Source organism: Pseudomonas sp. R1-15 (assembly GCF_051132085.1).
Classification (GTDB): Bacteria; Pseudomonadota; Gammaproteobacteria; order Pseudomonadales; family Pseudomonadaceae; genus Aquipseudomonas.
Genome location: NZ_CP071660.1, coordinates 1,105,854 through 1,132,497, shown reverse-complemented (window position 1 = coordinate 1,132,497; position 26,644 = coordinate 1,105,854). Strand labels below are relative to the sequence as shown.

Annotated in this window: 21 protein-coding genes; 13 read left to right on the top strand and 8 right to left on the bottom strand. The window is 60.4% G+C overall.

Annotation, left to right across the window (positions count from 1 at the left end):
* Positions 1-8: 8 nt before the first annotated feature.
* The 3 genes from J3P97_RS04875 to J3P97_RS04865 form a co-directional block, all read right to left on the bottom strand.
* Positions 9-1,106, bottom strand: a complete 1,098-nt coding sequence (locus tag J3P97_RS04875; protein WP_186705160.1) for an amino acid ABC transporter permease — start codon at positions 1,104-1,106, stop codon at positions 9-11.
* 10 nt (positions 1,107-1,116) lie between these two features.
* Positions 1,117-2,298: an amino acid ABC transporter permease gene (locus J3P97_RS04870; RefSeq protein ID WP_434673593.1), complete on the bottom strand. Its 1,182-nt coding sequence runs from the start codon at positions 2,296-2,298 to the stop codon at positions 1,117-1,119.
* 65 nt (positions 2,299-2,363) lie between these two features.
* Positions 2,364-3,395, bottom strand: a complete 1,032-nt coding sequence (locus J3P97_RS04865) for an amino acid ABC transporter substrate-binding protein (RefSeq protein ID WP_053124867.1) — start codon at positions 3,393-3,395, stop codon at positions 2,364-2,366.
* 472 nt (positions 3,396-3,867) lie between these two features.
* Here J3P97_RS04865 and J3P97_RS04860 point away from each other — a divergent pair, with 472 nt between their 5' ends.
* Together J3P97_RS04860 and rhlB are read left to right on the top strand one after the other, a co-directional pair.
* The gene (locus J3P97_RS04860) at positions 3,868-4,524 is read left to right on the top strand and encodes an alpha/beta hydrolase (protein ID WP_434653596.1); all 657 of its coding nucleotides are present in this window, start codon (positions 3,868-3,870) and stop codon (positions 4,522-4,524) included.
* A 98-nt stretch (positions 4,525-4,622) separates the two neighbouring features.
* Positions 4,623-6,098 (top strand): ATP-dependent RNA helicase RhlB, encoded by a 1,476-nt coding sequence (gene rhlB / locus J3P97_RS04855; protein ID WP_434673592.1) that lies wholly within the window; start codon positions 4,623-4,625, stop codon positions 6,096-6,098.
* Between the two features lie 83 nt (positions 6,099-6,181).
* Here the strand turns inward: rhlB and moaE are convergent, their stop codons facing one another.
* The 5 genes from moaE to J3P97_RS04830 form a co-directional block, all read right to left on the bottom strand.
* A complete protein-coding gene (gene moaE / locus J3P97_RS04850; protein WP_305496593.1) occupies positions 6,182-6,634 on the bottom strand; it encodes a molybdopterin synthase catalytic subunit MoaE in 453 nt (150 codons plus the stop codon).
* 3 nt (positions 6,635-6,637) lie between these two features.
* Positions 6,638-6,880, bottom strand: a complete 243-nt coding sequence (locus tag J3P97_RS04845; protein ID WP_305496595.1) for a MoaD/ThiS family protein — start codon at positions 6,878-6,880, stop codon at positions 6,638-6,640.
* Positions 6,877-7,350 (bottom strand): cyclic pyranopterin monophosphate synthase MoaC, encoded by a 474-nt coding sequence (gene moaC, locus J3P97_RS04840; RefSeq protein WP_434673591.1) that lies wholly within the window; start codon positions 7,348-7,350, stop codon positions 6,877-6,879. Before moaC ends, J3P97_RS04845 begins: the two co-directional genes overlap by 4 nt.
* A gap of 245 nt (positions 7,351-7,595) precedes the next feature.
* Complete coding sequence (locus J3P97_RS04835; protein ID WP_434673590.1) at positions 7,596-8,990, bottom strand: PhoH family protein; 1,395 nt, start codon at positions 8,988-8,990, stop codon at positions 7,596-7,598.
* Between the two features lie 340 nt (positions 8,991-9,330).
* Positions 9,331-10,455: a polysaccharide deacetylase family protein gene (locus J3P97_RS04830; RefSeq protein ID WP_434569715.1), complete on the bottom strand. Its 1,125-nt coding sequence runs from the start codon at positions 10,453-10,455 to the stop codon at positions 9,331-9,333.
* A gap of 302 nt (positions 10,456-10,757) precedes the next feature.
* Here J3P97_RS04830 and yaaA point away from each other — a divergent pair, with 302 nt between their 5' ends.
* The 11 genes from yaaA (at position 10,758) to J3P97_RS04775 (ending at position 26,638) form a co-directional block, all read left to right on the top strand.
* Positions 10,758-11,537: a peroxide stress protein YaaA gene (gene yaaA / locus J3P97_RS04825; protein WP_434673589.1), complete on the top strand. Its 780-nt coding sequence runs from the start codon at positions 10,758-10,760 to the stop codon at positions 11,535-11,537.
* Between the two features lie 810 nt (positions 11,538-12,347).
* Entirely contained in the window at positions 12,348-13,664 is a 1,317-nt protein-coding gene (locus tag J3P97_RS04820) for a nucleotide sugar dehydrogenase (protein WP_305496603.1), read from the top strand.
* A 100-nt stretch (positions 13,665-13,764) separates the two neighbouring features.
* Positions 13,765-15,246, top strand: a complete 1,482-nt coding sequence (alg8, locus tag J3P97_RS04815; RefSeq protein WP_370870998.1) for a mannuronan synthase — start codon at positions 13,765-13,767, stop codon at positions 15,244-15,246.
* 35 nt (positions 15,247-15,281) lie between these two features.
* Entirely contained in the window at positions 15,282-16,451 is a 1,170-nt protein-coding gene (locus J3P97_RS04810) for an alginate biosynthesis protein Alg44 (RefSeq protein ID WP_305496605.1), read from the top strand.
* Between the two features lie 15 nt (positions 16,452-16,466).
* Entirely contained in the window at positions 16,467-17,951 is a 1,485-nt protein-coding gene (algK, locus tag J3P97_RS04805; protein ID WP_434569717.1) for an alginate biosynthesis TPR repeat lipoprotein AlgK, read from the top strand.
* Between the two features lie 5 nt (positions 17,952-17,956).
* On the top strand, positions 17,957-19,441 hold the full coding sequence (locus J3P97_RS04800; protein WP_434631468.1) for an alginate export family protein: 1,485 nt from the start codon (positions 17,957-17,959) through the stop codon (positions 19,439-19,441).
* Positions 19,442-19,467: 26 nt separating this feature from the next.
* On the top strand, positions 19,468-21,060 hold the full coding sequence (gene algG / locus J3P97_RS04795; RefSeq protein ID WP_434673588.1) for a mannuronan 5-epimerase AlgG: 1,593 nt from the start codon (positions 19,468-19,470) through the stop codon (positions 21,058-21,060).
* A gap of 12 nt (positions 21,061-21,072) precedes the next feature.
* Positions 21,073-22,524 carry an alginate O-acetyltransferase gene (locus J3P97_RS04790; RefSeq protein ID WP_434631471.1) on the top strand — a complete coding sequence of 484 codons (1,452 nt, stop codon included), beginning with the start codon at positions 21,073-21,075 and terminating at the stop codon, positions 22,522-22,524.
* Between the two features lie 23 nt (positions 22,525-22,547).
* Positions 22,548-23,672 (top strand): mannuronate-specific alginate lyase, encoded by a 1,125-nt coding sequence (locus J3P97_RS04785; RefSeq protein WP_434631474.1) that lies wholly within the window; start codon positions 22,548-22,550, stop codon positions 23,670-23,672.
* Positions 23,673-23,885: 213 nt separating this feature from the next.
* Positions 23,886-25,451, top strand: coding sequence for an MBOAT family O-acyltransferase (locus J3P97_RS04780; protein ID WP_434625921.1), 1,566 nt, complete (start codon positions 23,886-23,888; stop codon positions 25,449-25,451).
* 11 nt (positions 25,452-25,462) lie between these two features.
* On the top strand, positions 25,463-26,638 hold the full coding sequence (locus J3P97_RS04775) for an alginate O-acetyltransferase (RefSeq protein ID WP_305496611.1): 1,176 nt from the start codon (positions 25,463-25,465) through the stop codon (positions 26,636-26,638).
* The last annotated feature ends 6 nt before the right edge of the window (positions 26,639-26,644 follow it).

The following is a 26,644-nucleotide window of genomic DNA, read 5'->3' as shown; positions in this document are numbered from 1 at the left end:
GTCAACTCCTAACGCTTGTGGCCAGTGTCCAGCTTGCGTTCCAAATGCATGGAATAGCGGGACATACCAAAACAGAAAATCCAGAACACCAGGGCGGCAAACACATAGCCTTCAGTGGCCATGCCCAGCCATTTCGGGTCGGCGGCAGCTTGTTTCACGCTGTTGAGCAAGTCGAACAGGCCGATGATGATCACCAGGCTGGTGTCCTTGAACAATGCGATGAAGGTGTTGACGATCCCCGGGATCACCATCTTCAGGGCCTGCGGAAGAATCACCAGGCCCATGCTGCGCCAATAGCCCAGGCCCATCGCCGCGGCCGCTTCGTATTGCCCCTTCGGAATCGCTTGCAGACCGCCACGCACCACTTCGGCCACGTAGGCCGACTGGAACAGGATCACGCCGATCAGTGCCCGCAGCAGCTTGTCGAAGTTCATGCCCTCAGGCAGGAACAACGGCAGCATCACCGATGACATGAACAGCACCGTGATCAACGGCACACCGCGCCAGAACTCGATGAAGGTCACGCAGACCACGCGAATCGCCGGCATGTTCGAGCGCCGGCCCAGGGCCAGGACGATGCCCAGCGGCAGAGCACCGACGATACCGACGGTGGCGATCACCAACGTCAGCATCAGGCCGCCCCACTGGCTGGTCGCCACGGTATCCAGACCGAAAACGCCACCGTGCAGCAGGCACCAGGCAATGATCGGGTACAGCACCAGGAAGCTGAGGCCGTAGATCGCCTTGCGCGGGAAGCGCGAGATGAACAGCGGCGCCACGCCAAGCACTGCCGCCCACACCGTCAGGTCTACGCGCCAGCGCAGGCCTGTCGGGTAATAGCCGTACATGAACTGGCCGAAACGCTGTTGGATGAACACCCAGCAGGCGCCTTCCTTGGTGCAGTCGGCCTGGGTGGTGCCGACCCAGTTGGCATCGAGGATAGCCCAACCGAGGATCGGTGGAACTATCAGGTAGATCAGGTAGAACGCGAACAACGTCAGCAGCGTGTTGAGCCAGCTGGAGAACATGTTTGCGCGCATCCATGCCACCGGCCCGAACACTTTGCTCGGTGGCGGCATATCAGGTTTGAAAGTATGGGATGTCATGCGCTTTTCCTCACCGCTCGATCAGCGCAATGCGCTTGTTGTACCAGTTCATCAGCAAGGAAATGCTGATACTGATCGCCAGGTACACGCTCATGGTGATCGCGATCACCTCGATGGCCTGACCGGTCTGGTTCAACACCGTGCCGGCAAACAGCGAAACCATTTCCGGATAACCGATACCGGCCGCCAGCGAAGAGTTCTTCGCCAGGTTCAAGTATTGGCTGGTCAGCGGCGGGATGATCACGCGCAGGGCTTGCGGGATGATCACCTTGCGCAGGGTCGGACCGTTGCGCAGGCCCAGCGAGTGAGCCGCCTCGGTCTGGCCATGGCTGACCGACTTGATGCCAGAACGCACGATCTCGGCGATGAACGCCGCGGTGTACACCGTCAGCGCCAGGGTCAAGGCCAGCAGTTCCGGGATGAGAACCCAGCCACCGACGAAGTTGAAACCCTTGAGCTGCGGCATTTCCCAATGCACGGGCGCGCCGAAGATCAGTGCGCACAACGCCGGGATCACCAGGAACAGCGCCAGGCCCACCCAGAATTTATGGAACGGCTCGCCCGTTGCTTCGAAACGCTTGTTGGCCCAGCGGGTCATCAGCACGATGGCGACGATCGCCAGCGCGACGCTGGCCACGAACGGCCAGAACCCTTCCGCCACCAGCGCCGCCGGCATGTTCAGGCCACGGCTGCTGACGAAGAAGGTGTCGCCGAAGTTGTGGGCAGCCCGTGGTCCCGGCATCGTCAGGAATACCGCGAAGTACCAGAACAGGATCTGCAACAGCGGTGGGATGTTACGAAAGACCTCCACGTAGACGGTCGCCAGCTTGGAGATTATCCAGTTCTTCGACAAGCGTGCGACGCCGATGATGAACCCCAGGATGGTCGCCAGAATCACGCCAATGAAGGTCACCAGGAGGGTGTTGAGCAAACCGATGACAAAGACGCGGGCATAACTGTCCGCTTCGGTGTAGTCGATCAGGTGTTGGGCGATGCCGAAACCGGCACTGCGCTCCAGAAAGCCGAAACCGGACGTGATGCCCCGGTGTTCCAGGTTGGTCTGTGTGTTATCGAACAGAAACCAGCCCAGCGAAATAACCGCCACGATGGTGACGATCTGAAATACCCACGCACGCACTCGTGGATCGCTGAGGCTGAGCCTCTGCTTAGGTGCGCCGATTGAATTTTGCATGAAGTGCCCCGCAAAGAATGGAACAGAACATCACCCGGTGGTTGGCCCACCGGGTGATAGAACCATCAGCGCACTGGTGGTGCGTATTGGATGCCGCCTGCGTTCCACAGAGCGTTCAGACCGCGATCGATCTGCAGCGGGGTGTCCTTGCCGAGGTTGCGCTCGAACATTTCACCGTAGTTGCCGACTTGCTTGACGATCTGCACGACCCAGTCTTTCGGCAGTTTCAGGTCTTTGCCGTATTCACCGTCAGCGCCCAGCATACGAGCGACGTCCGGGTTCTTGGTGGACTTGGCTTCAGCTTCAACGTTCTTCGAAGTCACGCCTGCTTCTTCGGCATTGAGCATGGCGAAGCCAGTCCAACGCACGATGGCCAGCCACTCGTCGTCGCCGTTACGCACGACCGGGCCCAGTGGCTCCTTGGAGATGGTTTCCGGCAGGACCACGTAGTCCTTCGGCGAAGCCAGCTTGCTGCGCTGGGCGAACAGTTGGGACTTGTCGGAGGTCAGCACGTCGCAACGACCGGATTCCAGCGACTTGGCGCTTTCATCGGAGGTGTCGAAAGTGATCGGGGTGTACTTCAGGCCGTTGGCGCGGAAGTAGTCGGACACGTTCAGCTCGGTGGTGGTACCGGCCTGGATGCAGATGGTTGCACCGTCCAGTTCCTTGGCGCTCTTGACGCCCAATTTGCTGTTGGCCAGGAAGCCGATGCCGTCGTAGTAGGTAATGAAACCCGGGAATTTCAAGCCCATGCCCGCATCACGGGAGCTGGTCATGGTGGAGTTGCGCGACAGCATGTCGATTTCGCCGGATTGCAGCGCGGTGAAGCGCTCCTTGGCGTTCAACTGGCTGAACTTGACCTTGGTCGCATCGCCAAACACCGCAGCGGCCACGGCACGGCAGAAGTCAGCGTCGATACCCACGATCTTGCCGGTGGAATCAGGCACCGAGAAACCCGGCAGGCCATCACTTACACCACATTGCACAAAACCTTTCTTCTGCACGGCATCCAGGGTTGCACCCGCCTGAGCGAACCCGCTGACACCGAGAACTGCTGCTGCAGTCACGACTGCCAGGGTGGATTTCAGTAACTTCATTCAAACCTCCAGTTTTGCTCTTGTTGTGTCGGAGCTGGGACCCTGTCGCACCCTTTTGAGGCATTGCCGACCCTTGTTGGCTTTTTTTAGGGTCAACCGACGTCTGGGCCTTCGCTATGAGTCTAATAAATGAGAGCGGCTATAAACGGCGCCTTACTCACTTCTCACCAATCGGCCGAACGGGCTGTAGCCCTTCACGTTCGCGAAGCCCGTAGCGGCTATTGGCGAACATCCATCACCGGATTTCTGATATCCCATGCGTCGCGTCGAGCTGATAGTGTTACCGCGCTGCGTAAGAATCATCACTCGGCTAAACCAATAGCAAAGCCCGTACCACACCGCTGCGCTTGTCCGTTACTGGCGACGTCAAGACAAAAACTTGTAGCATTGCGACATCTAATTAACTGAGGCACCAGGCGCGCACCGCAATCAGGCACTGATTGAGCGCACCCGCACATTTTTGGAGCACACCATGACCGACCCCTTGATTCTCGAGCCCTCCAGCACCGCCGATGCGTGCGTTATCTGGCTCCACGGCCTGGGCGCCGATCGCTACGACTTCATGCCGGTCGCCGAAATGCTGCAGCAAAGCCTGCTGACCACGCGCTTCGTATTGCCCCAGGCGCCGACGCAACCGGTGACCATCAATGGTGGCTACGCCATGCCCAGCTGGTATGACATTCGGGCCTTGAGCCCGGCGCGGGCGATCGACGAACAACAACTGGACGCCTCGGCGCAACGGGTCATCGACCTGATGGAAACCCAGCGAGCCAGCGGAATAGACGCCTCGCGGATTTTCCTGGCAGGCTTTTCCCAAGGCGGAGCAGTGGTTTATCACACGGCATTCGTCAAGTGGCAGGGGCCGCTGGGTGGCGTGATTGCGCTGTCCACTTATGCGCCAACTTTCGGCGAAGAATTGCAGTTGTCGGCCAGCCAGCAACGCATTCCGGTACTGGCTCTGCACGGACAGTACGACGAAGTGGTACTCAACCCGATGGGCCGGACCGCCAAAGAGTATCTGAAGCAGCATGGTGTCACCGTGACATGGCAAGAATACCCAATGGGCCACGAAGTGTTACCCGAGGAGATTCGCGACATCGGTACCTGGCTGGCGGAACGCTTGCGCTAAGAGGCAGATAGCCACGCCAGCGCTTTGATGATCACACTACGCCGCGCCCGTTTCTTGCATTACACTGGCCGGCGTACATTCCTTAACCAACCGATGAGATGACCGTGCTCAAAGCACTCAAGAAGATGTTCGGTAAAAGCGAGGCCGAGCAACTCGCGCCTGAAGCCAGCGCCCCCGTCCACGGCGCGAGCCGCACCGATGCGCACCAACCACGTCGGACCGCCCCCGTTGCGGACGCAAAACTATCGCCGTCGACCGCATCCGTCGCGCAACCTGTGGTGGCATCCGAGCCGGAAAGACCACGCAGCGAAGCCCCCAAGCCACGTCGCGAGCGCGCACCCAAACCGCCGGTCGTTGCCTGGAAGCTCGAAGACTTCGTCGTAGAACCCCAGGAAGGCAAGACCCGCTTCCACGATTTCAAGCTCGCCCCCGAGCTGATGCATGCCATCCAGGACCTGGGTTTCCCGTACTGCACGCCGATCCAGGCGCAAGTGCTGGGCTATACCCTCGCCGGCAAGGACGCTATCGGTCGTGCGCAAACCGGCACCGGCAAGACCGCCGCGTTCCTGATTTCGATCATCACCCAGTTGCTCCAGACCCCGCCCCCCAAGGAACGCTACATGGGCGAGCCGCGGGCGCTGATCATCGCGCCAACCCGTGAGCTGGTGGTGCAGATCGCCAAGGATGCCGCCGACCTGACCAAGTACACCGGCCTGAACGTGATGACGTTCGTCGGCGGCATGGATTTCGACAAGCAGCTCAAGCACCTCGAGGCTCGCCACTGCGACATCCTCGTGGCGACGCCGGGCCGCCTGCTGGACTTCAACCAGCGCGGCGACGTGCACCTGGACATGGTCGAAGTGATGGTGCTCGACGAGGCCGACCGAATGCTCGACATGGGCTTCATCCCCCAGGTACGCCAGATCATTCGCCAGACCCCGCCGAAAAACGAACGCCAGACATTGCTGTTCTCCGCCACCTTCACCGAAGACGTGATGAACCTGGCCAAGCAATGGACCACCGATCCTGCAATCGTCGAGATCGAAGCCGAAAACGTCGCCAGCGAAAATGTCGAACAGCACATCTATGCGGTCGCCGGTGCCGACAAGTACAAACTGCTCTACAACCTGGTCAATGACAACGGTTGGGAGCGGGTGATGGTCTTCGCCAACCGCAAGGACGAAGTGCGGCGCATCGAAGAACGCCTGGTGCGCGATGGCGTCAACGCCGCGCAACTGTCGGGCGACGTGCCGCAGCACAAGCGCATCAAGACACTCGAAGGTTTCCGTGAAGGTAAGATCCGCGTGCTGGTTGCCACCGACGTGGCCGGTCGCGGCATTCACATTGACGGCATCAGCCACGTGATCAACTTCACCCTGCCGGAAGTGCCGGACGACTACGTGCACCGTATCGGCCGCACCGGTCGTGCCGGGGCCGCCGGGGTTTCGATCAGCTTCGCCGGCGAGGATGATTCCTACCAGTTACCCTCGATCGAGGCACTGCTGGGCCGCAAGATCAGTTGCGAGATGCCGCCGACTCATCTGTTGCGGCCGGTCGAGCGCAAGCGACCTTAACCGTCTTCACAGTACCGAAAGCGCAGCCCAACCAGGCTGCGCTTTTTTTTTGTCTTGGATACACTGGCAGTTCAACAGGTTGCCTACCGCTTCCAGCGATCCGCCGCCGCATGATCACTGTCCCGCCCCTCGACCCAACGCGGGCCGTCGGCGGTATTTTCCTTTTTCCAGAACGGTGCGCGGGTCTTCAGGTAGTCCATGACAAAGGCGCAGGCGTCAAATGCCGCCTGGCGATGGGCGCTGGCGGCGCCGACAAAAACGATCGGCTCACCCGGTTCCAGGGCGCCGATGCGGTGCAATACCTCAAGCTTGAGCAGCGGCCAGCGCTGCTCGGCTTCGGTGGCGATCTTGCCCAGGGCTTTTTCGGTCATGCCCGGATAATGCTCGAGGAACATCCCGGACACATCGAGGCCGTCGTTGAAGTCGCGCACGTAGCCGACAAAACTCACCACGGCGCCGACGCCGACATTTGCTGCCTGCATCGCATTGACCTCGGCCCCCGGGTCGAACGGCTCGGCCTGCACCCGAATCGCCATGGCTCAGCCTCCGGTCACGGTGGGGAAGAAGGCCACTTCGTCGCCGTCCGCCAGCGGCTCATCGAGCTGGCACAGGTCTTCGTTGCGGGCGCACATCAGGTTCTGCTCTCGCAGCACTTCGGCTCCGTCACGCTGAGCGAGCAATGCGCGCACATCGTCAACCGTGGCGAAAACGCCCTCCACTTTCAGCGAATCCACGCCGAGTGCTTCGCGATAACGGGCAAAGAACTTCACGGTGATGTTCATGACGCATCCGCCTGGAAGTGGCCGCTCTTGCCGCCGAGTTTTTCCAGCACACGCACGCCCTCGATGGTCATGCCCCGGTCTACGGCCTTGCACATGTCGTAGAGGGTGAGCGCGGCGAGGCTGGCGGCGGTGAGCGCCTCCATCTCGACACCGGTCTGTCCCGACAGCTTGCAGCGGGCCACGATGCGCACCCGGTCCTCGCCTTCGGCGGTCAGTTCGACCTTGACGCTGGTGAGCATGAGCGGATGGCAGAGCGGGATCAGGTCACTGGTTTTTTTTGCCGCCTGGATACCGGCGATGCGCGCGACGGCGAACACGTCGCCCTTGGGATGGCCGCCGCTGACGATCATTTGCAGAGTATCGGGCAGCATGCGCACAAAGGCTTCGGCGGTGGCTTCACGGAACGTCACGGCCTTGTCGGTCACGTCGACCATGTTGGCGCGACCTTGGGAATCGAGATGGGTCAGCACAGGGTAACTCCTGATCAGGAGCATCGATTGTAAACCTGTGAGTCAAATTCCGGCAGGGTTGATTGTCGTACCCACTTGGATCTATTACCGCAAATCCCTTGTGGGAGCGAGCCTGCTCGCGAAGGCGGTGTATCAGATAAGAATATTTGGCTGACATACTGCATTCGCGAGCAGGCTCGCTCCCACAGGGTTATGTGGTGCATGGAAGAACCGGGCGACCTTGATAGCCGCCCGGTTCGCTGGGGTTACAGATGAGATTCGGCGTATTCGGCCAGGATCGAGCGCGGTACGCCCTGCAGGGTGATGTGGACGCCGTTGGGGAAGTCCTTGAAGCGTTCGGTCAGGTAGGTCAGCCCGGAGCTGGTCGCGGACAGGTAAGGGGTGTCGATCTGCGCCAGGTTACCCAGGCACACCACTTTGGAACCGGCGCCGGCACGGGTGATGATGGTTTTCATCTGGTGTGGGGTCAGGTTCTGGCATTCGTCGATCAGGATCAGGCTCTGCTGGAAGCTGCGGCCTCGGATGTAGTTGAGGGATTTGAACTGCAACGGCACTTTGCTGAGGATGTAGTCGACGCTGCCATGGGTGCTCTCGTCATCCATGTGCAAGGCTTCGAGGTTGTCGGTAATTGCACCCAGCCACGGCTCCATTTTTTCCGCTTCGGTACCGGGCAGGAAGCCGATTTCCTGGTCCAGGCCCTGCACGCTGCGAGTGGCGATGATGCGCCGGTAGCGCTTGCTGACCATGGTCTGTTCGATGGCGGCGGCCAGGGCCAGGATCGTCTTGCCGGAACCGGCGGCGCCGGACAGGTTGACCAAGTGGATGTCCGGGTCGAGCAAGGCGAACAGCGCCAGGCTCTGGTAGATGTCGCGAGGCTTGAGGCCCCACGCCTCCTGATGCAGCAGGGGTTCCTGGTGCAGGTCGAGGATCAGCAGCTTGTCGATCTGGATTTCCTTGATCCAGCCGACGAATCCTTGTTCATCGATAATGAATTCGTTGATGTGCACCGCCGGCAGGTTGTCGATCAGTTGCACCTGGTGCCAGGTGCGCCCATGGTCCTGGCGGGTCTCGACCTTGCTCACGCGGTCCCAGAAGGAGCCGGTCATGGTGTGGTAGCCGTTAGGCAACAGCGATACGTCGTCGACCAGTTGGTCGGTGCTGTAGTCCTCCGCCGCGATCCCGCAGGCGCGGGCCTTGAGGCGCATGTTGATGTCTTTGGTCACCAGCACCACGGCTTGATCCTTGTTGCGCGCGTGCAGGTCGATCAACTGGTTGATGATGATGTTGTCGTTCAGGTGTTCAGGCAGCACCAGGTTGGGTTCGGTGCGTTTGCTCATCAGGATGGAAAGCAGGCCCTTGGGACCGCTTTTGCCACGCTGGATCGGTACGCCCAGCTCAACGTCTTCCGGGGAAGCGTCGCCCAGGGTCTTGTCGATCAGGCGGATCGCCTGGCGACATTCGGCCGCTACGCTGTGATGGCCACTCTTGAGCTTGTCCAGCTCTTCAAGGACGGTCATCGGCAGGGCAACATGGTGTTCTTCGAAATTCAGAAGCGCGTTTGGATCGTGGATCAATACGTTGGTATCGAGTACATACAGGATTGGCTGGTTGGAGGAAGGGCTACGTCCGTGGTCATCCATACTCGGTCACCTTTGTGGGGGCCATTCGACGCAATACCGTGACAGTGCTGCGCCTCGAGGTAGCCACCGAATTCACCCGCGAGGATTTCGGGTGAACTGCACACAATCTGGGTCTTGGAAGACGCCACCTGTGTTGCAGGTTTCGGCGGTCTGACTTCTTGATACTCCAAAAACGATGACAGGAAAAAGCACTTTGACGCTTTTTTGAAGTTTATTTTTCAGAGTGACGAATAACCCTTGGCGTACTGCCCCGACGCCGTTAAAGTCGGAAGTCCGGTCGCCCTGAATGCGCGACCCGATTCCCGCCCCGCCCAATGTTTACGGGACTTTTGCCTTTTTTTCAGCGAAACGCGTCCTGACACTCCTCCCAGCCGATCCCGCTTTGCGCCGTTTGCGTAACGAGCCAGGGCAGCGCCGTTTTCACCGCGTCCTGCTTGGCGTTGAAGTTGATGACCCCGTGGCGCCACAACAGCATCAGCGTCAGCGCGCGCTGGGCACTCTGCTCGGGCTTGAGGCGGTTGGTGCTGTCCTGGGGATCGATATCCCATAGCGCCACTTGCAGGCCCTGGTTCCTGAAAAATGCCTGGGCATCGCCTCGACGCTGGCCCTGTGGCGGACGGAACAAGGGCACGTAATTCTCCGGCAGCCGGCCCTTGACCAAGTCAACGCTGCGCCGTACCGAGTCCTGCCAGTCCTGCCAATGGCTGTGGGAGCGGAACTCCCAGCCCTGCACCCCGACGCATTGCCCAGCAAACAGAGTCTGGAGATCATTTGCCGAGCCGTCTGTCAGGCGCGCCTGGATGTCCTTGCCCAGCACAAAAAACGTGCCGTTCATGTTCGACTTGCGCAGGTACTCGGTCAGCCATGGCGTGTGGTCCGGCGCGACGTTGGCAGCGCTGTCGAAGGTCAGCAAGAAGAGTCGATCATTCATCTGCTCACCGTTGCGCTCGTAATCGCCGAAACGCTCTACTTCGCTGCTGACCTGGGGAAACAGAGCAGCCTTGCGCAGCAGCTCGTCGCGGTACTGCGTATGAAAGATCCGGCTCGGCTCGGCCCACTTGATGTAATAGGAATTGTCGTCGAGCCGGAACCGGGCCGCTTCTTCGCGCAGGGTCGCCATGTCCTCGACGAGGTAGCAGAAGGAGGCATCCAGCGTGCAACTGCGCTGGGCGAAGTTGTAGCTCGAAAGCAGGCGCTGCCATAGCCTTGCGCGCAAGGCGTTCACCGCGGCCATATTAACCGAGCGCAGCCCCAGGTATTGCTTGAGGGCTATTTCGTCCATGGCATCGGCATCCAGCAATACCCGGGCGAACATCAGGACCTCGGCCCGCGAAGCCACATCGAACAGCGTCGGGCTGGTGAGCTGTTCAGGCCAGGTGCTGCGGTCCAGGGTAGCGACGTCGTTGGGCGCAGCGAAAGCGCCGAGGCTCAACAACCAGGCCGACAGTAAAAGGACGATACGCAAAAGGGATGCTCCATAACGAAACCCGCGCGGGATGATAGCTGATCGAGAGGCAGTACCCATTGGCAAACTGGCGAGGGAGCTTCTGTGGCGAGGGAGCTTGCTCCCGCTGGGTCGGTCCGACGCTTCGGGCGCAGCGGCCCCAGGATCTTACGGTCGCTGCGCAACCGAGCGGGAGCAAGCTCCCTCGCCACAAGGGCTTCTCTGCAATCCATCCGCCCACCACCCATCCCCTATCATCTCAATAGCTGGAGTCCACCCGGACAACCCCCTAGAATCGCCGCACCCTTAAAGGAGACGTTTGCATGCTGATGGTGATTTCCCCCGCCAAGACCCTCGATTACGAAACACCGCCGGCCACCGAGCGTTTTACCCAGCCGCAGTACCTGGATCACTCCCAAGAGCTGATTGAACAATTGCGCGAATTCTCGCCGGCGCAGATCAGCGAGTTGATGCACGTCTCCGACAAGATCGGCGGCCTCAATGCCGCGCGATTCGGCAGCTGGAACCCGGCGTTTACCCCGGCCAATGCCAAACAGGCGTTGCTGGCGTTCAAGGGCGATGTGTACACCGGCCTCGACGCGCAAAGCCTCGGTGAAGCCGATTTCGACTACGCCCAACAGCACCTGCGCATGCTCTCCGGCCTCTACGGTCTGCTGCGTCCGCTGGACTTGATGCAACCTTATCGCCTGGAGATGGGCACAAAGCTGGCCAATGCCCGGGGCAAGGACCTTTATGCATTCTGGGGCACCCGCATCAGCGAATGGCTGAACGAAGCCTTGGCCGATCAGGGCGACGACGTACTGTTGAACCTGGCTTCCAATGAATATTTCTCGGCGGTCAAGCGTAGCGCACTGAAAGCCCGCGTCATCGATGCCGAGTTCAAGGATCTGAAGAACGGCCAATACAAGATCATCAGTTTCTACGCCAAGAAAGCCCGGGGCTTGATGAGCCGGTTTGTCATCGAGCAGCGCATCAACGATCCCGTGCAACTGAGACACTTCGATGTACAGGGCTATCGTTACAACGCCGAACAATCCTCCCCGAACAAGTTGGTCTTTTTGCGCGACCACGCCCCGCAATAACGCAACACCGGTTTCGGGCCCCGATAAGGGGCCTCGATCATCCCGCTATATGTCATCCCACTTCCCCACCGCACTTGACATTTTCTTGGCGTCAACAAAACAAACACCCCCTGCTCTAACTTTTCTTTCACTCGACAAATGTCAGATTTTTCCGTAGTGGCACGGAAATTTTTCATCAGTAGTGGCACAAAACTATCTACCCCCGCCAACTCCCCGAAACTAAAGGCCAAAAGCGCGCGTGCTATCAATTTGAGAGCAGTGCCATCTAGGCAAATATTTCGAAAAATTTCGAAAATGGCGATGAGCGGATCGGAACTATGTGAAATTGCACGGCTCATACCACCCGTAACGATTCTCGCCGAGTGTGTACGAGATAACTTACGTGGCACGTCGTCCGAAGTAACCGAGTTGTCACGACAATTTAGCGAAACGGTCGTCTAATTGGATCCACCCTTAAAAGGACGGGAGATAAAGCACCATTTGTATCCCCTACAAGGCCAAGGCTGCGCCCCTATAACGTGCTCACCCGAGCACACAAGCTTCTGATTTTGTGGGCTTTTTGCCAGAAATCGGAAAGTGAACGACCGTTGCACGAACGTCCCGCCAACGAGGACTGGCTGCATAACAGGGCAGGTCATAACAACTAGGCCGCTTTGCGCACAACTTGAGTGCATTTATTTAGACACTCGGAACTTAGTATGCCTGCACACGGCACTGTGGCGCCTGCATTCCACACTTCCGAGTGCACGATGACCGCTGAACACTTATTAACTCCGGCCATTTGATGGCGTGAAAACAGAGGTAAATGCGATGCGCATTAGCATATTTGGTTTGGGTTACGTCGGTGCAGTATGTGCCGGTTGCCTGTCTGCACGGGGCCATGATGTAGTTGGCGTAGATGTCGCCAAAGACAAGATCGACATGATCAACGCCGGTAAATCACCGATCGTTGAACCGGGCCTGGGCGAGTTATTGGCGCAAGGCATTCAAACGGGTCGCCTGCGCGGTACTACCAACTTCGCCGAAGCTATTCGTGATACTGACCTGTCGATGATTTGCGTCGGTACACCGAGCAAAAAGAACGGCGACCTGGAACTGAACTACATCGAAGCCGTGTGCCGCGAGATCGGTTTTGTCCTGCGTGACAAGACCACCCGTCACACCATCGTGGTTCGCAGTACCGTACTGCCGGGCACCGTGGCCAATGTGGTCATCCCGATCCTCGAAGATTGCTCCGGCAAGAAAGCCGGCGTCGATTTCGGCGTCGCGGTCAACCCTGAGTTCCTGCGTGAAAGCACCGCGATCAAGGACTACGACCAGCCGCCAATGACCGTCATCGGCGAGTTCGACAAAGCCTCGGGCGACGTCCTGCAATCGCTGTACGAAGAGCTCGACGCACCGGTCATCCGCAAGGACATCGCCGTCGCCGAGATGATCAAGTACACCTGCAACGTCTGGCACGCCACCAAGGTGACCTTCGCCAACGAGATCGGCAACATCGCCAAGGCCGTCGGCGTCGATGGTCGTGAAGTGATGGACGTAGTCTGCCAGGACAAGGTCCTGAACCTGTCCCAGTACTACATGCGTCCAGGCTTCGCTTTCGGCGGCTCGTGCCTGCCAAAAGACGTGCGCGCCCTGACCTACCGTGCAGGCTCGCTGGACGTGGAAGCGCCGCTGCTCAACTCGCTGATGCGCAGCAACGAATCCCAGGTGCAGAACGCCTTCGACATCGTCTCCAGCCACGACAAGCGCAAAGTCGCCCTGCTGGGCCTGAGCTTCAAGGCCGGCACCGACGACCTGCGTGAAAGCCCACTGGTGGAACTGGCGGAAATGCTGATCGGCAAGGGTTTCGACCTGAAGATCTACGACAGCAACGTCGAATACGCACGCGTCCACGGTGCGAACAAGGATTACATCGAGTCGAAGATTCCTCACGTCTCGTCCTTGCTCAATTCCGACTTCGACGCGGTGATCGACAACTCCGACATCATCATCCTTGGTAACCGCGACGAGAAGTTCCGCGCGCTGACCGAGAACGTACCGGAAGGCAAGCAGGTCATCGACCTGGTTGGCTTCATGTCCAAGGCCACCTCCCCGAGTGGCCGGACCGAAGGCATCTGCTGGTAAGTCTGTTAGCCGGCCGGGGCATGCCTCGGCCGGCCTTTCGCCTGCCTTAACCCATCGGGCCGCCCACAAGGCCCGCCCGAGATAGAGACGGATGCAGATTATGCACAGGCTAAAGCACGGCCTGCTTCAGGCCGCCGGTTGGCTGTTTTACTTGAGTTTATTGATGGGCATCGCCACGGCGCTGCCCACGTCCACGTTCGACTCCGAATCGAAGGATTTCATCTTCCTGATCGGCGCCGTGGGCATCTGGCGTTATTCCATGGGCGCGACGCATTTCGTGCGCGGCATGATTTTCCTGTACATCGTCTACCCACACCTGCGCCGCAAAGTGCGCAAGCTGGGCAAGGCGGCGGATCCGTCCCACGTCTACCTGATGGTCACCAGCTTCCGCATCGATGCGCTGACCACCGCCCAGGTCTACAGCTCGGTCATCCGCGAAGCCATCGACTGCGGGCTGCCGACCACCGTGGTCTGCTCCATCGTGGAAATGTCCGACGAACTGCTGGTCAAGAGCCTCTGGGCCCGGATGAACCCGCCAGAGCACGTCAAGCTGGACTTCGTGCGCATTCCCGGTACCGGCAAGCGTGACGGCCTGGCCTTCGGTTTCCGTGCCATCTCCCGTCACCTGCCGGACGACCGCGCCGTCGTGGCCGTGATCGATGGCGATACCGTCCTGGCCGAAGGCGTCGTGCGCAAGACCGTGCCCTGGTTCCAGCTGTTCGGCAACGTCGGCGGCCTGACCACCAACGAGTTCTGCGAAGTGCGCGGCGGCTACATCATGAGCGAGTGGCACAAGCTGCGTTTCGCCCAGCGTCACATCAACATGTGCTCCATGGCCCTGTCCAAGCGCGTGTTGACCATGACCGGGCGAATGTCGGTGTTCCGCGCCACCGTCGTGACCAACCCGGACTTCATCGCCGACGTCGAAAGCGACTCGCTGCAACACTGGCGCCTGGGCCGCTTCAAATTCCTCACCGGCGATGACAAGTCGAGCTGGTTCAGCCTGATGCGCCTGGGCTACGACACGTTCTACGTGCCGGACGCCGCCATCAACACGGTTGAGCACCCGCCGGAAAAAAGCTTCATCAAGGCGAGCCGCAAACTGATGTTCCGCTGGTACGGGAACAACCTGCGGCAGAACTCCCGGGCATTGGGCCTGGGCATGAAACGTCTGGGCCTGTTCACCTCGGTAGTGCTGTTCGATCAGCGCGTGTCGATGTGGACCTCGCTGCTGGGCCTGACCGTGGCGATCATCGCCAGTGTCAAGTACGGCACCGCGTTCATCCTGGTGTACCTGCTGTGGATCGGCATCACGCGGTTGCTCCTGACGCTGCTGCTGTCGTGCTCCGGACACCGGATCGGCCCGGCCTACCCGGCGATTCTCTATTACAACCAGATCGTCGGCGCGCTGGTGAAGATCTACGTGTTCTTCCGCCTCGATCAACAATCCTGGACTCGCCAGCCCACCCACCTGACCCGTGATCTCGCCAGCTTTCAACGTTGGTTCAACACTTGGTCGTCTCGGACCATGACCTTCTCCGCCGGCAGCATCTTTGTCGCCGTGCTGCTGACGATGGTCTGACCGGACTTGAATGAATTAACTAGGAAATCGCCCCTATGAACACCGCCGTGAATGTCAACGTAGTGCATGAATCCGAAGCCCAACGCCAACACGCCCGGGTCAAAATCCCGGCCAAGTTGCGCTTCTTCGGCCCCGACCGTACGCCGATGGAAGTCAAGGTCCTCGACCTGTCCGCCGGTGGGTTGTGCTTCAACGCCGGCCAACTGCCGCTCAAGGTTGGCGAGACCTACAAGGCGCGCCTGCAGTTCGTGATCGACAACCTCGGCCTGGCCATGGACGTCGAATTGCAGATCCGTTCCTACGACCGCCAGACCGGCCGCGCCGGTTGCCAGTTCCAGAACCTGGAGCCGCGGGACATCTCGACACTGCGCCACATCATCACCTCGCACCTGGCCGGCGACATCGTCGGCGTCGGTGATGTGCTGGCGACCCTGCAGCGCGACAATTTCACCAAGGCTCGCAAGCAGAAAGATGAAAACGGTGGCATGAGCGCCTTCGGTCGCCTGCGCGCCGTGACCTTCAGCCTGGGCATCTTCATTGTCGGCCTGGCGGCATTCGGCTTCATCTTCAAGTCGGTGTACGGCATGTACTTCGTCAGCCACGCCCAGGCCGGCATCGTCAACGTACCGGGCATGGCCATCACCATGCCGCGCGACGGCACCGTGCAAAGCCTGGTCAAGGCCGACGGCCTGGCCGCCAAAGGCGCCCCGCTGGCGACCTTCAGCACCAGCATGCTCGACGTGCTCAAGGGTCACCTGGACGACAACCAGCTGCAGCCAGCCAAGGTCGAGGAACTGTTCGGTAAGCAAATGACCGGCACCCTGACCTCGCCATGCGATTGCATCGTGGCCCAGCAACTGGTTTCCAACGGCCAGTACGCCAGCAAGGGTGACGTGATCTTCCAACTGGTTCCTCGCGGCGCCGAAGCCAACGTCGAGGCGCGTTTCTCCTATCGCCAGTTCGGCGACGTGCGTCCAGGCACCCCGGTCAGCTTCCAGGTAGCCGGCGAAGACGCCACCCGCACCGGCAAGATCGTCAGCAGCACCAGCCTGAAAAGCGCCGACCTGTCTTCCGATATCCGTGTGCTGATCCAGCCTGACGAAGCCCTGGACAGCGCGCTGGCCGGCCGTCCGGTAGAAGTCGTCAGCGACCGTGGCCCGAACTTGAACTGGCTGATCGACAAAGCCATGGCCGTCGGTCTTTAAGTCGAGGAAATGCCCGTGACCATTATAAAAATCCTTAACACCCCACAGAGCCTGTGGGAGCGAGCCAGCTCGCGAAAGGATCAACGCGGTCAGGATGATGCGCCGCAAGCCCGTTTCCAAGTGGGGACCCTCTGCGCCTTGGCACTGGCCGTGAGCTTGGCCGGTTGCGCCGGCCTGCCCGACCAGCGCCTGGCCAACGAAGCCCTCAAGCGCGGCGACACGGCGTTGGCGCAGCAGAACTATCAGCAACTGGCAGACCTGGGCTACAGCGAGGCCCAGGTGGGCCTGGCCGATATCCAGGTGGACAGCCGCGACCCCGAGCAGATGAGAAAGGCCGAGGCGACCTACCGCGCCGCCGCCGACATCTCGCCGCGCGCCCAGGCTCGCCTGGGTCGCCTGCTGGTGGCCAAGCCCGGCTCCACCGAAGCTGAAAAGCACGAAGCCGAAGGCCTGTTGAAAAAAGCCTTTGCCAACGGTGAAGGCAATACGCTGATCCCGCTGGCGATGCTGTACCTGCAATACCCCCACAGCTTCCCGAACGTCAACGCGCAGCAACAGATCAGCCAATGGCGCAGCGCCGGTTATCCGGAAGCGGGCCTGGCGCAGATCCTGCTCTATCGCACCCAGGGTACGTACGACCAGCATCTGGACGAAGTGGAAAGAGTCTGCAAGGCCGCCTTGGCGACCACCGACATCTGCTACGTCGAACTGGCCACGGTCTATCAGAAACGCGGCCAGCCGGAACAGCAGGCCGAGCTGATCAAGCAGATGCAGGCCGGTCACGCTCGTGGTGTGGTCTCGGCCCAGCGCGTGGACAGTGTCGCGCGTGTCCTGGCCGATTCCAGCCTGGGCAAGACCGACGAGAAAACCGCTCAGTCGCTGCTCGAAGGCATCGCGCCCGGCAACCCTGCTTCCTGGGTCAGCCTGGCGCAGCTGCTCTACGATTTCCCCGAGTTGGGCGACGTCGACAAGATGATGCAGTACCTGGAAAACGGCCGCGCCGCCGACCAGCCGCGCGCCGAGCTGTTGCTGGGCAAGCTGTACTACGAAGGCAAGTGGGTACCCGCCGACGCCAAGGTCGCCGAGGCGCATTTCCAGAAAGCCGTGGGCCGTGAAGTGGCCGCCGATTACTACCTCGGCCAGATCTATCGTCGCGGCTACCTGGGCCAGGTGTACTCGCAAAAGGCCCTGGATCACCTGCTCAAGGCCGCTCGCAACGGCCAGAACAGCGCCGACTACGCCATTGCGCAGCTGTTTTCCCAAGGCAAGGGCACCAAGCCCAACCCGGTCAACGCTTATGTGTTCAGCCAGTTGGCCAAGGCGCAAAACACCCCGCAAGCCATCGAGCTTGCCCAGACCCTCGAAGAACAATTACCGCCGGAACAACTTGCACAAGCGCAACGCCTGCTACAACAAGAGCAGGCCATTCGCGGCGCCATGAGCCCCGATACGCTGGAACTGCAAGCCCTAAAAGAAGATGACGGCGAGGAACCTCTATGAAGCTTTTGAAGCTCAATCCTTTTGTACAGGCTGGTATTGGCCTGTCGTTTGCCCTGCTGTGGTCCTGCCCGACCCTGGCGGCCCTGACCGATAGCAAGAATTTCGGCCTGGAAGTGAAGATCACCGGCCAGTCCGAAGATGACCGCGACCTCGGCACCCAGCGTGGTGGCGACGTCAACGGCATCGGCCTCGACCTGCGCCCTTGGGTCTACGGCGAAAGCGGTGCGTGGAGTGCCTATGCCATGGCCCAGGCCGTGACGTCCACCGACATCATCGAGACCGACACCCTGCAACAGTCGGACGACGCGACCCAGCAAACCGACAGCGGCGACCGCGAGGCCAAGAAAAGCTACCTGGCCATGCGCGAATTCTGGATTGGCTACCGGGGCCTGACCCCTTATCCGGGCGAGCAGTTGAAGTTCGGCCGCCAACGCCTGCGCAATGACGACGGGCAATGGCGCGACACCAACATCGAAGCCCTGAACTGGACCTTCGACACCACGCTGCTGCGCGCCAACCTGGGCGTCGCCGAGCGGTTCAGCGAATACCGCACCGACCTCAAGGAGCTGTCGCCCCAGGACAAGGACCGTATGCATGTCTACGGTGATGTCGGCTATCAGTGGATGCCAGGCCAATGGGCCGGGATCCGTGCCCACCACAGCCATGACAGCGGCAGCCTCGACTATCCGGTCCCGGGCCAGGCCACCGACACCCTGGACAAGACCCAGAACGGTGATCTGACCTGGCTCGGCCTGGAAGCCAACAGCGACGCCTACAACTGGCGCAACACCAATACCGTCAACTATTGGGCAAGCGTCACCGGCATGACCGGCGACCGCGACACCGTCAACCCGCTGAACGCCGACGGCACCCGCCCCGCGCAGCTCAAGCGCAGCGACGACGTCGACGGCTGGGCCACCGACCTGGGTATTCGCCTGCGCCTCGACCCGCAATGGCAAGTCGGTGCGGCCTATGCCCGCGCCAGCGAGGACTACGAACAGAACGGCCTGCAAAGCAACCGCTCGAACTTCACCGGCACCCGCTCGCGCGTGCATCGTTTCGGCGAGGCGTTCCGTGGCGAGATGGCCAACACCCAGAGCGCCAGCCTGTTCGGTTCCTGGCAGTTGCGTGACGAATACGACGCCAGCCTGGTGTACCACAAGTTCTGGCGCGTGGACGGCAACAAGGCAGTGGGCAGCAACGGCATCAACGCCGTGGAAAACAACACCGATGACGTGACCGGCGCGATCCTGTCCACCTCGTCCCTGCCGCTGCGCGACGGCGACAAGGACCTGGGCCAGGAAGTCGACCTGGTCGTCACCAAGTACTTCAAGCAAGGCCTGCTGCCGGCTGCGCTGAGTCAATCGATTGATGAGCCGTCGGCGCTGGTGCGCTTTCGTGGCGGCGTGTTCAAGCCAGGCGACGCCTACGGCAAAGAGGTCGATTCGTACATGCATCGCGCCTTTGTCGACGTGATCTGGCGCTTCTGATGCGAACGGCCATGGGAGTGCCCGATATGAACCACTACCTCAGGAACAGCCAGGCGATGAAAGGTTCGATCAGCCTGTTGGCCGCAGCCATGCTGCTGGCCGGCTCGTCGGCGTTCGCCAACGTTGAACCGGTGGTCAAGCCGGGCAACGTGGTCAAGGAACTGCAGCAAGCCAAGACCTACACCGTCAGCAGCGCGCCAACCGCACCGCTGGAACTGGCCGCACCGACCCTGCCCGACCTCTCCGGCTACACCGCCGAAGCGGTCGCGGCGAAGATCGTGCGCAGCAAGCCCGGCAAGGTCAGCGTGCGGCGGATGATGCAGGAAAACGCCTTGAAGGACTTCATCGGCGGCGACAACAAGATGGCCGAGTGGGTGGTGCGCCAGCACGGCATCCCGCAGGCCATCTTCATCGACGACGGCTACATGAACCTCAAGGATCTGGTCAAGAAGGTGCCCAAGCAGTACCTCAAGGAAACTTCGCCAGGCGTCTTCCTGGCGCGGATTCCGATTGTCGTGGGCGAAAAAGGCATCCTGGAGATCGACAAGCAGACCCAGGAACTGCGCCTGTCCCAAGAGGGAGGCTCGTTCCTGGTCAACGATGGCCGGATGTTCATCCGCGACACCAAGGTCACCGGCTGGCGTGAAAAGGACAACGGCCCCGCGACGTTCCGTTCGGCCAACGAGTTCCGGCCGTTCCTGCTGTCCTGGGGCGGCACCGAGACCTACATCGTCAACACCAAGATGGCCAGCTTCGGCTACGCCAACAGTAAGTCGTACGGCGTCAGTATTTCCCAGTACACGCCGAACATGGCCAAGGTCCTCAAGCGCCCGGAACCGACCGGCTGGATCATCGGTTCCGAGTTCTCGGACATGTGGTACGGCTTCTACTGCTACGAAACCAACGATTTCGTGGTCAAGAGCAACACCTACAAAGACAACATCGTCTACGGCATCGACCCCCACGACCGTTCCCATCGGCTGATCATTGCCGACAACACCGTCTACGGGACCAAGAAAAAGCACGGAATCATTATTTCCCGTGAGGTCAACGACAGCTTCATTTTCAACAACCGCAGCTACGACAACAAACTCTCGGGCCTGGTGATCGACCGTAACAGCGTGAACAACGTGATCGCCTACAACGAGATCTACAAGAACCACACCGACGGCATCACGCTTTATGAGAGTGGTGACAACCTGTTGTGGGGCAACAAGGTGATCAGCAACCAGCGCCACGGCATTCGGATTCGTAACAGCGTGAACATCCGCTTGTACGAAAACCTGTCCATGGCCAACGGCCTGACCGGTCTTTATGGCCACATCAAGGACCTCTCCGACACTGACCGGGACATCAAGCTCGACCCGTTCGACGCCCAGGTCTCCTTGATCGTGGTCGGTGGCGAACTGGCCGGCAATGGCAGCGGCCCGTTGTCCATCGACTCGCCATTGAGTGTCGAGCTGTACCGCGTGTCCATGCTCGCGCCGACCAAATCCAGCGGCATCAGCTTCACGGGGATCCTTGGCGAACGCCAGGACGAAATCCTCGACCTGCTGGTGCGCCAGCAAAAAGCCGTGCTGATCGACCCTGTCGAACGCCAGACCGAAATGCGGGACTGAGGAATGACCTTTATGAACCCACAGATGATCAAACTTCTGGGCCTGTCCGCCCTGACTGCCGGCATTCTCGCCGCCGCAAGCGGCGCGCGCGCCGATGAAGTCAAAGCACCGACCTTTACCGCCGAACCCTGCTGCAACCTGTGCCCGGCTGCCCATGACGCGAAGAACTACACCACGCGCTACCAGCAGAACTTCACCACGCTGGTGCAGGCCCAGGGCGACTGGCTGTTCCGTACCCAGGAAGACCTGCGTACCGAGTTCAATACCACGCCGGCCGGTTACAAGCGCATGCAACAACTGCACGACGCCTTCAAGAAAAAAGGCGTCGAGCTGGTAATCGTCTACCAGCCGACCCGTGGCCTGGTGAACCGCAACAAGCTCAACCCGCAGGAGAAGGCTTCCTTCGACTACGAAAAGGCCCTGGCCAATTACAAAACCATGCTCGGCCGTTTCGCGCAGATGGGTTACGTGGTGCCGGACCTGTCGCCACTGACCAACGAAAACCTGCCCGAAACCCTGCCGGCCCACGACTTCTACTTCCGCGGCGACCAGCACTGGACCCCATACGGCGCCCAGCGCACGGCGAAGATCGTGGCCGAGAAGGTCAAGCAGATCCCGGCCTTCGCTGACATTCCCAAGCAGGAATTCGAGACCAAGAAGTCTGGCCGCATGGGCAAGACCGGCACCTTGCACAACATGGCCGGGCAACTCTGCGGCACCAGCTATGCGATCCAGTACATGGACCAGTTCACCACCGAGCCCAAGGGCGAGGCTGGCGACGGCGACCTGTTCGGCGATTCCGGCAATCCGCAGATCACCCTCGTGGGCACCAGCCACAGCGGCAAGAACTACAACTTCGCCGGTTTCCTGCAAGAAGCCATCGGCGCCGACATCCTCAACGTGGCCTTCCCGGGCGGCGGTTTCGAGGGCGCGATGATCCAGTACCTGGGCAGCGAAGAGTTCCAGAAGAATCCGCCGAAGATTCTCATCTGGGAATTCTCGCCGCTGTATCGCCTGGACCAGGAAACCATCTATCGCCAGATGATGGCGCTGCTCGACAACAACGGTTGCGAAGGCAAGCCGGCGCTGATGAGCAGCAAGGCCAAGCTCAAGCCGGGCAAGAACGAATTGATGGTCAACAGCAAGAATATGGACCTGCGTAACGGCAGTCACCAGATCGACATCCGCTTCACCGACACCTCGGTGAAAACCTTGCAAGCCACCCTCTGGTACATGAATGGGCGCCACGAGGACATCAAGATCGAAAAACCGAACACCTCCGAAACCGACGGGCGTTTCGCCTTCCAACTGCGCACCGACGAAGACTGGGCCTCGCAGAACCTCCTGGCTCTAGAGGTCCAGGGTCCTGAAGCCGGTAAAGAGCCACTGCAAGTGGAAGCGAAAGTCTGCAAACGCAATGCATCTCCGCAAGCCGAGCAACAAACGGCTCAAATCGGACAATGAGGTCTCGTCTCATGACCAGAACCATGCGCACCCGAACGTTGAAAACGCTGTTGGCGCCATCGCTGCTGACCCTGGCGATATTCGCCGGGGCCACGCAGGCCGCGGCTCCACTGCGCCCGCCGCAGGGCTACTTCGCACCGATTGAAAAGGTCAAGGAAGGCTCCGGCGGCCAGGGCTGCGAAGCCGTGCCGACGCCTTACACCGGCTCGCTGCAGTTTCGCAGCAAGTACGAGGGCTCCGACAAGGCTCGCGCAACGCTGAACGTGCAGTCGGAAAAAGCCTTCCGCGACAGCACTGCCGACATCACCAAGATCGAGCGCGGCATCAGCAAGCAGGTCATGCAGTTCATGCGCGACGGTCGCCCCGAGCAACTGGAATGCACCCTGAACTGGCTGACCGCCTGGGCCAAGGCCGATGCGTTGATGTCGAAGGATTTCAACCACACCGGCAAGTCCATGCGCAAATGGGCGCTGGGCAGCATGGCTTCGGCCTATGTGCGCCTGAAGTTCTCCGAGTCGCGCCCGCTGGCGAACCACCAGGAACAGGCGCAACTGATCGAGAGCTGGTTCAGCAAGATGGCCGACCAGGTCGTCAGCGACTGGGACAACCTGCCGCTGGACAAGACCAACAACCACTCGTACTGGGCCGCCTGGTCAGTGATGGCGACCGCCGTGGCGACCAACCGTCGTGACCTGTTCGACTGGGCCGTCAAGGAATACAAGGTCGGCGTCAACCAGGTAGACGCCGAAGGCTTCTTGCCCAACGAGCTCAAGCGCAAGCAACGCGCCCTGTCCTATCACAACTATGCCCTGCCGCCGCTGGCGATGATCGCCAGTTTCGCCCAGGTCAACGGCGTGGACCTGCGCCAGGAAAACAATGGCGCCCTCAAGCGACTGGGCGACCGGGTGCTGGCCGGGGTGGAAGACCCGGACATCTTCGAAGAGAAGAACGGCGACGAGCAGGACATGAAGGATCTGAAGATCGATTCGAAATTCGCCTGGCTCGAACCGTTCTGCAGCCTCTACACCTGCTCCGAGGACGTGCTGGAACGCAAGCATGAAATGCAACCGTTCAAGACCTTCCGCCTCGGCGGCGACCTGACCCGCGTGTATGACCCTTCGCGGGAGAAAGGCGAGAAAGGTAGTTAAGACTCAACACATTTCCTGTGGCGAGGGAGCTTGCTCCCGCTGGGGTGCGTAGCGCCCCCAAGCCTGACGATGCGACTGCTTCGCAGCCGAGCGGGAGCAAGCTCCCTCGCCACAGGTAAGCAAGTGTTCGAAGTGTAATAGCCCCCCGGTTTTCATGGGGGGGTTTGGGGGGGCTCTGGCCCTTGACTGTTGATTCAACATGGAGAGATCGGGATGGTATTTTCATCCAATGTGTTCCTGTTCCTGTTCCTGCCGATCTTTCTCGGCTTGTACTACCTGAGCGGGCAACGCTATCGCAACCTGCTGCTGCTGATCGCCAGCTACGTGTTCTATGCCTGGTGGCGGGTGGACTTCCTCGCCCTGTTCGCCGGCGTCACCCTGTGGAACTACTGGATCGGCCTGAAAGTCGGTGCCGCCGGCGTGCGCACCAAGCCGGCCCAACGTTGGCTGCTGCTCGGCGTGGGCGTGGACCTGGCCATCCTGGGCTATTTCAAGTACGCCAATTTCGGTGTCGACAGCCTCAACGCGATCATCACCGGCTTCGGGCTGAACCCGTTCATCCTGACCCACGTACTGTTGCCGATCGGTATCTCGTTCTACATCTTCGAGTCCATCAGCTACATCATCGACGTGTATCGCGGTGACACACCGGCCACTCGCAACCTGATCGACTTCGCGGCATTCGTGGCGATCTTCCCGCACCTGATCGCCGGCCCCGTGCTGCGTTTCCGTGACCTGGCCGACCAGTTCAACAACCGCACCCACACGCTGGACAAGTTCTCCGAAGGCTGCACGCGCTTCATGCAGGGCTTCATCAAGAAAGTGTTCATCGCCGATACCCTGGCGGTGGTGGCCGACCATTGCTTCGCCTTGGAGAACCCGACCACGGGCGATGCCTGGCTCGGCGCCCTGGCGTACACCGCGCAGCTGTACTTCGACTTCTCCGGCTACAGCGACATGGCCATCGGCCTGGGCCTGATGATGGGTTTCCGTTTCATGGAAAACTTCAAGCAGCCCTACATCAGCCAGTCGATCACCGAGTTCTGGCGCCGCTGGCACATCAGCCTGTCGACCTGGCTGCGCGACTACCTCTACATCACCCTGGGCGGTAACCGCAAAGGCACGCTGATGACCTATCGCAACCTGTTCCTGACCATGCTGCTCGGTGGTCTGTGGCACGGTGCGAACATCACCTACGTGATCTGGGGTGCCTGGCACGGCATGTGGCTGGCCATCGAAAAAGCGGTGGGCATCGACACCAACCCACGCAGCATCAACCCGATCCGCTGGGCATTGACCTTCCTGCTGGTGGTGATGGGCTGGGTGATCTTCCGTGCCGAAAACCTGCACGTCGCCGGTCGCATGTACAGCGCGATGTTCAGCTTTGGTGACTGGTCGCTGTCGGAACTGACCCGCGCCAACCTCACCGGCCTGCAGATCGCTACGTTGGCGGTGGCCTACATCACCCTCGCCTTCTTCGGCCTGCGCGACTTCTACACCAATCGTCCGCCGGTCAAGGCCAAGCCTGAAGAAAGCACCGAAGCCAATGGGCCTGCCACCGCGCAACCGGGACTGATCAAAGCCGTACCAGGCGACAACCCGTCGACCATCCATGAACCAGGCTACACCGTCGGCGTCGAAGCCCAGGTGCAACCGGCCTACTGGACCGTGGACTGGTCGCGCTACGTGATGCGCACCCTGGTATTGGTGTTGTTCATCGCCTCGATTCTCAAACTGTCGGCGCAAAGCTTCTCGCCGTTCCTTTACTTCCAGTTCTGAGGGATCCGGACATGACCCGCTCATTACGCATCTTCTACGTCGCACTGTTCATGCTGATACTGACAGCGCTGGGTATCTGGTCGATGCGCAGCTTCCTCGGCTTCAGCACCAACCCCGATGCGACCGTGCTCAACGGTCGCTGGGCCAAGGCCGTGGAAACGCATTACGACGAAGAATTCCCGATCAAACGCCTGGGCACCAACATCTGGGCGGCGCTGGACTACAAGCTGTTCAACGAGGGCCGCAAAGGCGTGGTCCTGGGCCGCGATCAGTGGCTGTTCAGCGATGAGGAATTCAACCCGATCGTCAACGAAGACCAGAACCTGCAAGGCAACTACGCCTTGATCGAAGGCGTGCGCCAGAAGCTCAAGGAGCAAGGCATTACCCTGGTCATGGCCATCGTGCCGGCCAAGGCGCGGCTGTATCCGGAGCACCTGGGTGAAGTGAAGCCTTCGAGCATTCACGCCAACCTGTACCAGGATTTCCACGCCCGTGTCGCGGCGGACAAGATCCTTGCCCCTGACTTGCTCGCCCCGCTGCAACAGGCCAAGCAAAGCGGTCAGCAGGTGTTCCTGCGCACCGACACCCACTGGACTCCGGAAGGCGCGCAAATCGCTGCGGAACATCTGGCCAAAGCGATTGCCGAACGCACACCACTGAATGGTGAGCCACAGCGTTTCGTCACAGAGCCTGCGGAAAAAATCATCCACAAGGGCGACCTGCGTCAGTTCCTGCCGCTGGACCCGCTGTTCGAAAACCTGATGCCAGCCCAGGAACCGCTGGTCAAGCGCAACACCCGCGAAGCCGACGACCAGCCGGCCAGCGAAGACGCACTGTTCGCCGATGCCCAGGTGCCCGTGGCTCTGATCGGTACCAGCTACAGCGCCAACCCGAACTGGAACTTCGTCGGTGCACTCAAGCAAGCCCTGCACAGCGACGTCGTCAACTACGCCGAAGACGGCCATGGCCCGATTCTGCCGATGCTCAGCTACCTCAAGAGCGACGCCTTCAAGAACAGCCCGCCACAAGTGCTGATCTGGGAGTTTCCTGAACGTTATCTGCCCGTGAACAACGAGATCGGCGACGCCGATCCGCAATGGGTCGCCGAGCTCAAACAAGCCGGCGCCCGCCAACAGAACGTAGCTGCAAACACACAATCCGAGACGCCCGACCGGGCGCAAAACTGAAAGAGA

Excerpts from the sequence above, each read along its gene's own strand:
- J3P97_RS04875 (WP_186705160.1), bottom strand. The coding sequence starts at position 1,106 with ATGACATCCCATACTTTCAAACCTGATATGCCGCCACCGAGCAAAGTG.
- J3P97_RS04870 (WP_434673593.1), bottom strand. The coding sequence starts at position 2,298 with ATGCAAAATTCAATCGGCGCACCTAAGCAGAGGCTCAGCCTCAGCGAT.
- J3P97_RS04865 (WP_053124867.1), bottom strand. The coding sequence starts at position 3,395 with ATGAAGTTACTGAAATCCACCCTGGCAGTCGTGACTGCAGCAGCAGTT.
- J3P97_RS04860 (WP_434653596.1), top strand. The coding sequence starts at position 3,868 with ATGACCGACCCCTTGATTCTCGAGCCCTCCAGCACCGCCGATGCGTGC.
- rhlB (WP_434673592.1), top strand. The coding sequence starts at position 4,623 with ATGACCGTGCTCAAAGCACTCAAGAAGATGTTCGGTAAAAGCGAGGCC.
- moaE (WP_305496593.1), bottom strand. The coding sequence starts at position 6,634 with ATGGCGATTCGGGTGCAGGCCGAGCCGTTCGACCCGGGGGCCGAGGTC.
- J3P97_RS04845 (WP_305496595.1), bottom strand. The coding sequence starts at position 6,880 with ATGAACATCACCGTGAAGTTCTTTGCCCGTTATCGCGAAGCACTCGGC.
- J3P97_RS04835 (WP_434673590.1), bottom strand. The coding sequence starts at position 8,990 with ATGGATGACCACGGACGTAGCCCTTCCTCCAACCAGCCAATCCTGTAT.
- yaaA (WP_434673589.1), top strand. The coding sequence starts at position 10,758 with ATGCTGATGGTGATTTCCCCCGCCAAGACCCTCGATTACGAAACACCG.
- J3P97_RS04820 (WP_305496603.1), top strand. The coding sequence starts at position 12,348 with ATGCGCATTAGCATATTTGGTTTGGGTTACGTCGGTGCAGTATGTGCC.
- alg8 (WP_370870998.1), top strand. The coding sequence starts at position 13,765 with ATGCACAGGCTAAAGCACGGCCTGCTTCAGGCCGCCGGTTGGCTGTTT.
- J3P97_RS04810 (WP_305496605.1), top strand. The coding sequence starts at position 15,282 with ATGAACACCGCCGTGAATGTCAACGTAGTGCATGAATCCGAAGCCCAA.
- algG (WP_434673588.1), top strand. The coding sequence starts at position 19,468 with ATGAACCACTACCTCAGGAACAGCCAGGCGATGAAAGGTTCGATCAGC.
- J3P97_RS04790 (WP_434631471.1), top strand. The coding sequence starts at position 21,073 with ATGAACCCACAGATGATCAAACTTCTGGGCCTGTCCGCCCTGACTGCC.
- J3P97_RS04785 (WP_434631474.1), top strand. The coding sequence starts at position 22,548 with ATGCGCACCCGAACGTTGAAAACGCTGTTGGCGCCATCGCTGCTGACC.
- J3P97_RS04780 (WP_434625921.1), top strand. The coding sequence starts at position 23,886 with ATGGTATTTTCATCCAATGTGTTCCTGTTCCTGTTCCTGCCGATCTTT.
- J3P97_RS04775 (WP_305496611.1), top strand. The coding sequence starts at position 25,463 with ATGACCCGCTCATTACGCATCTTCTACGTCGCACTGTTCATGCTGATA.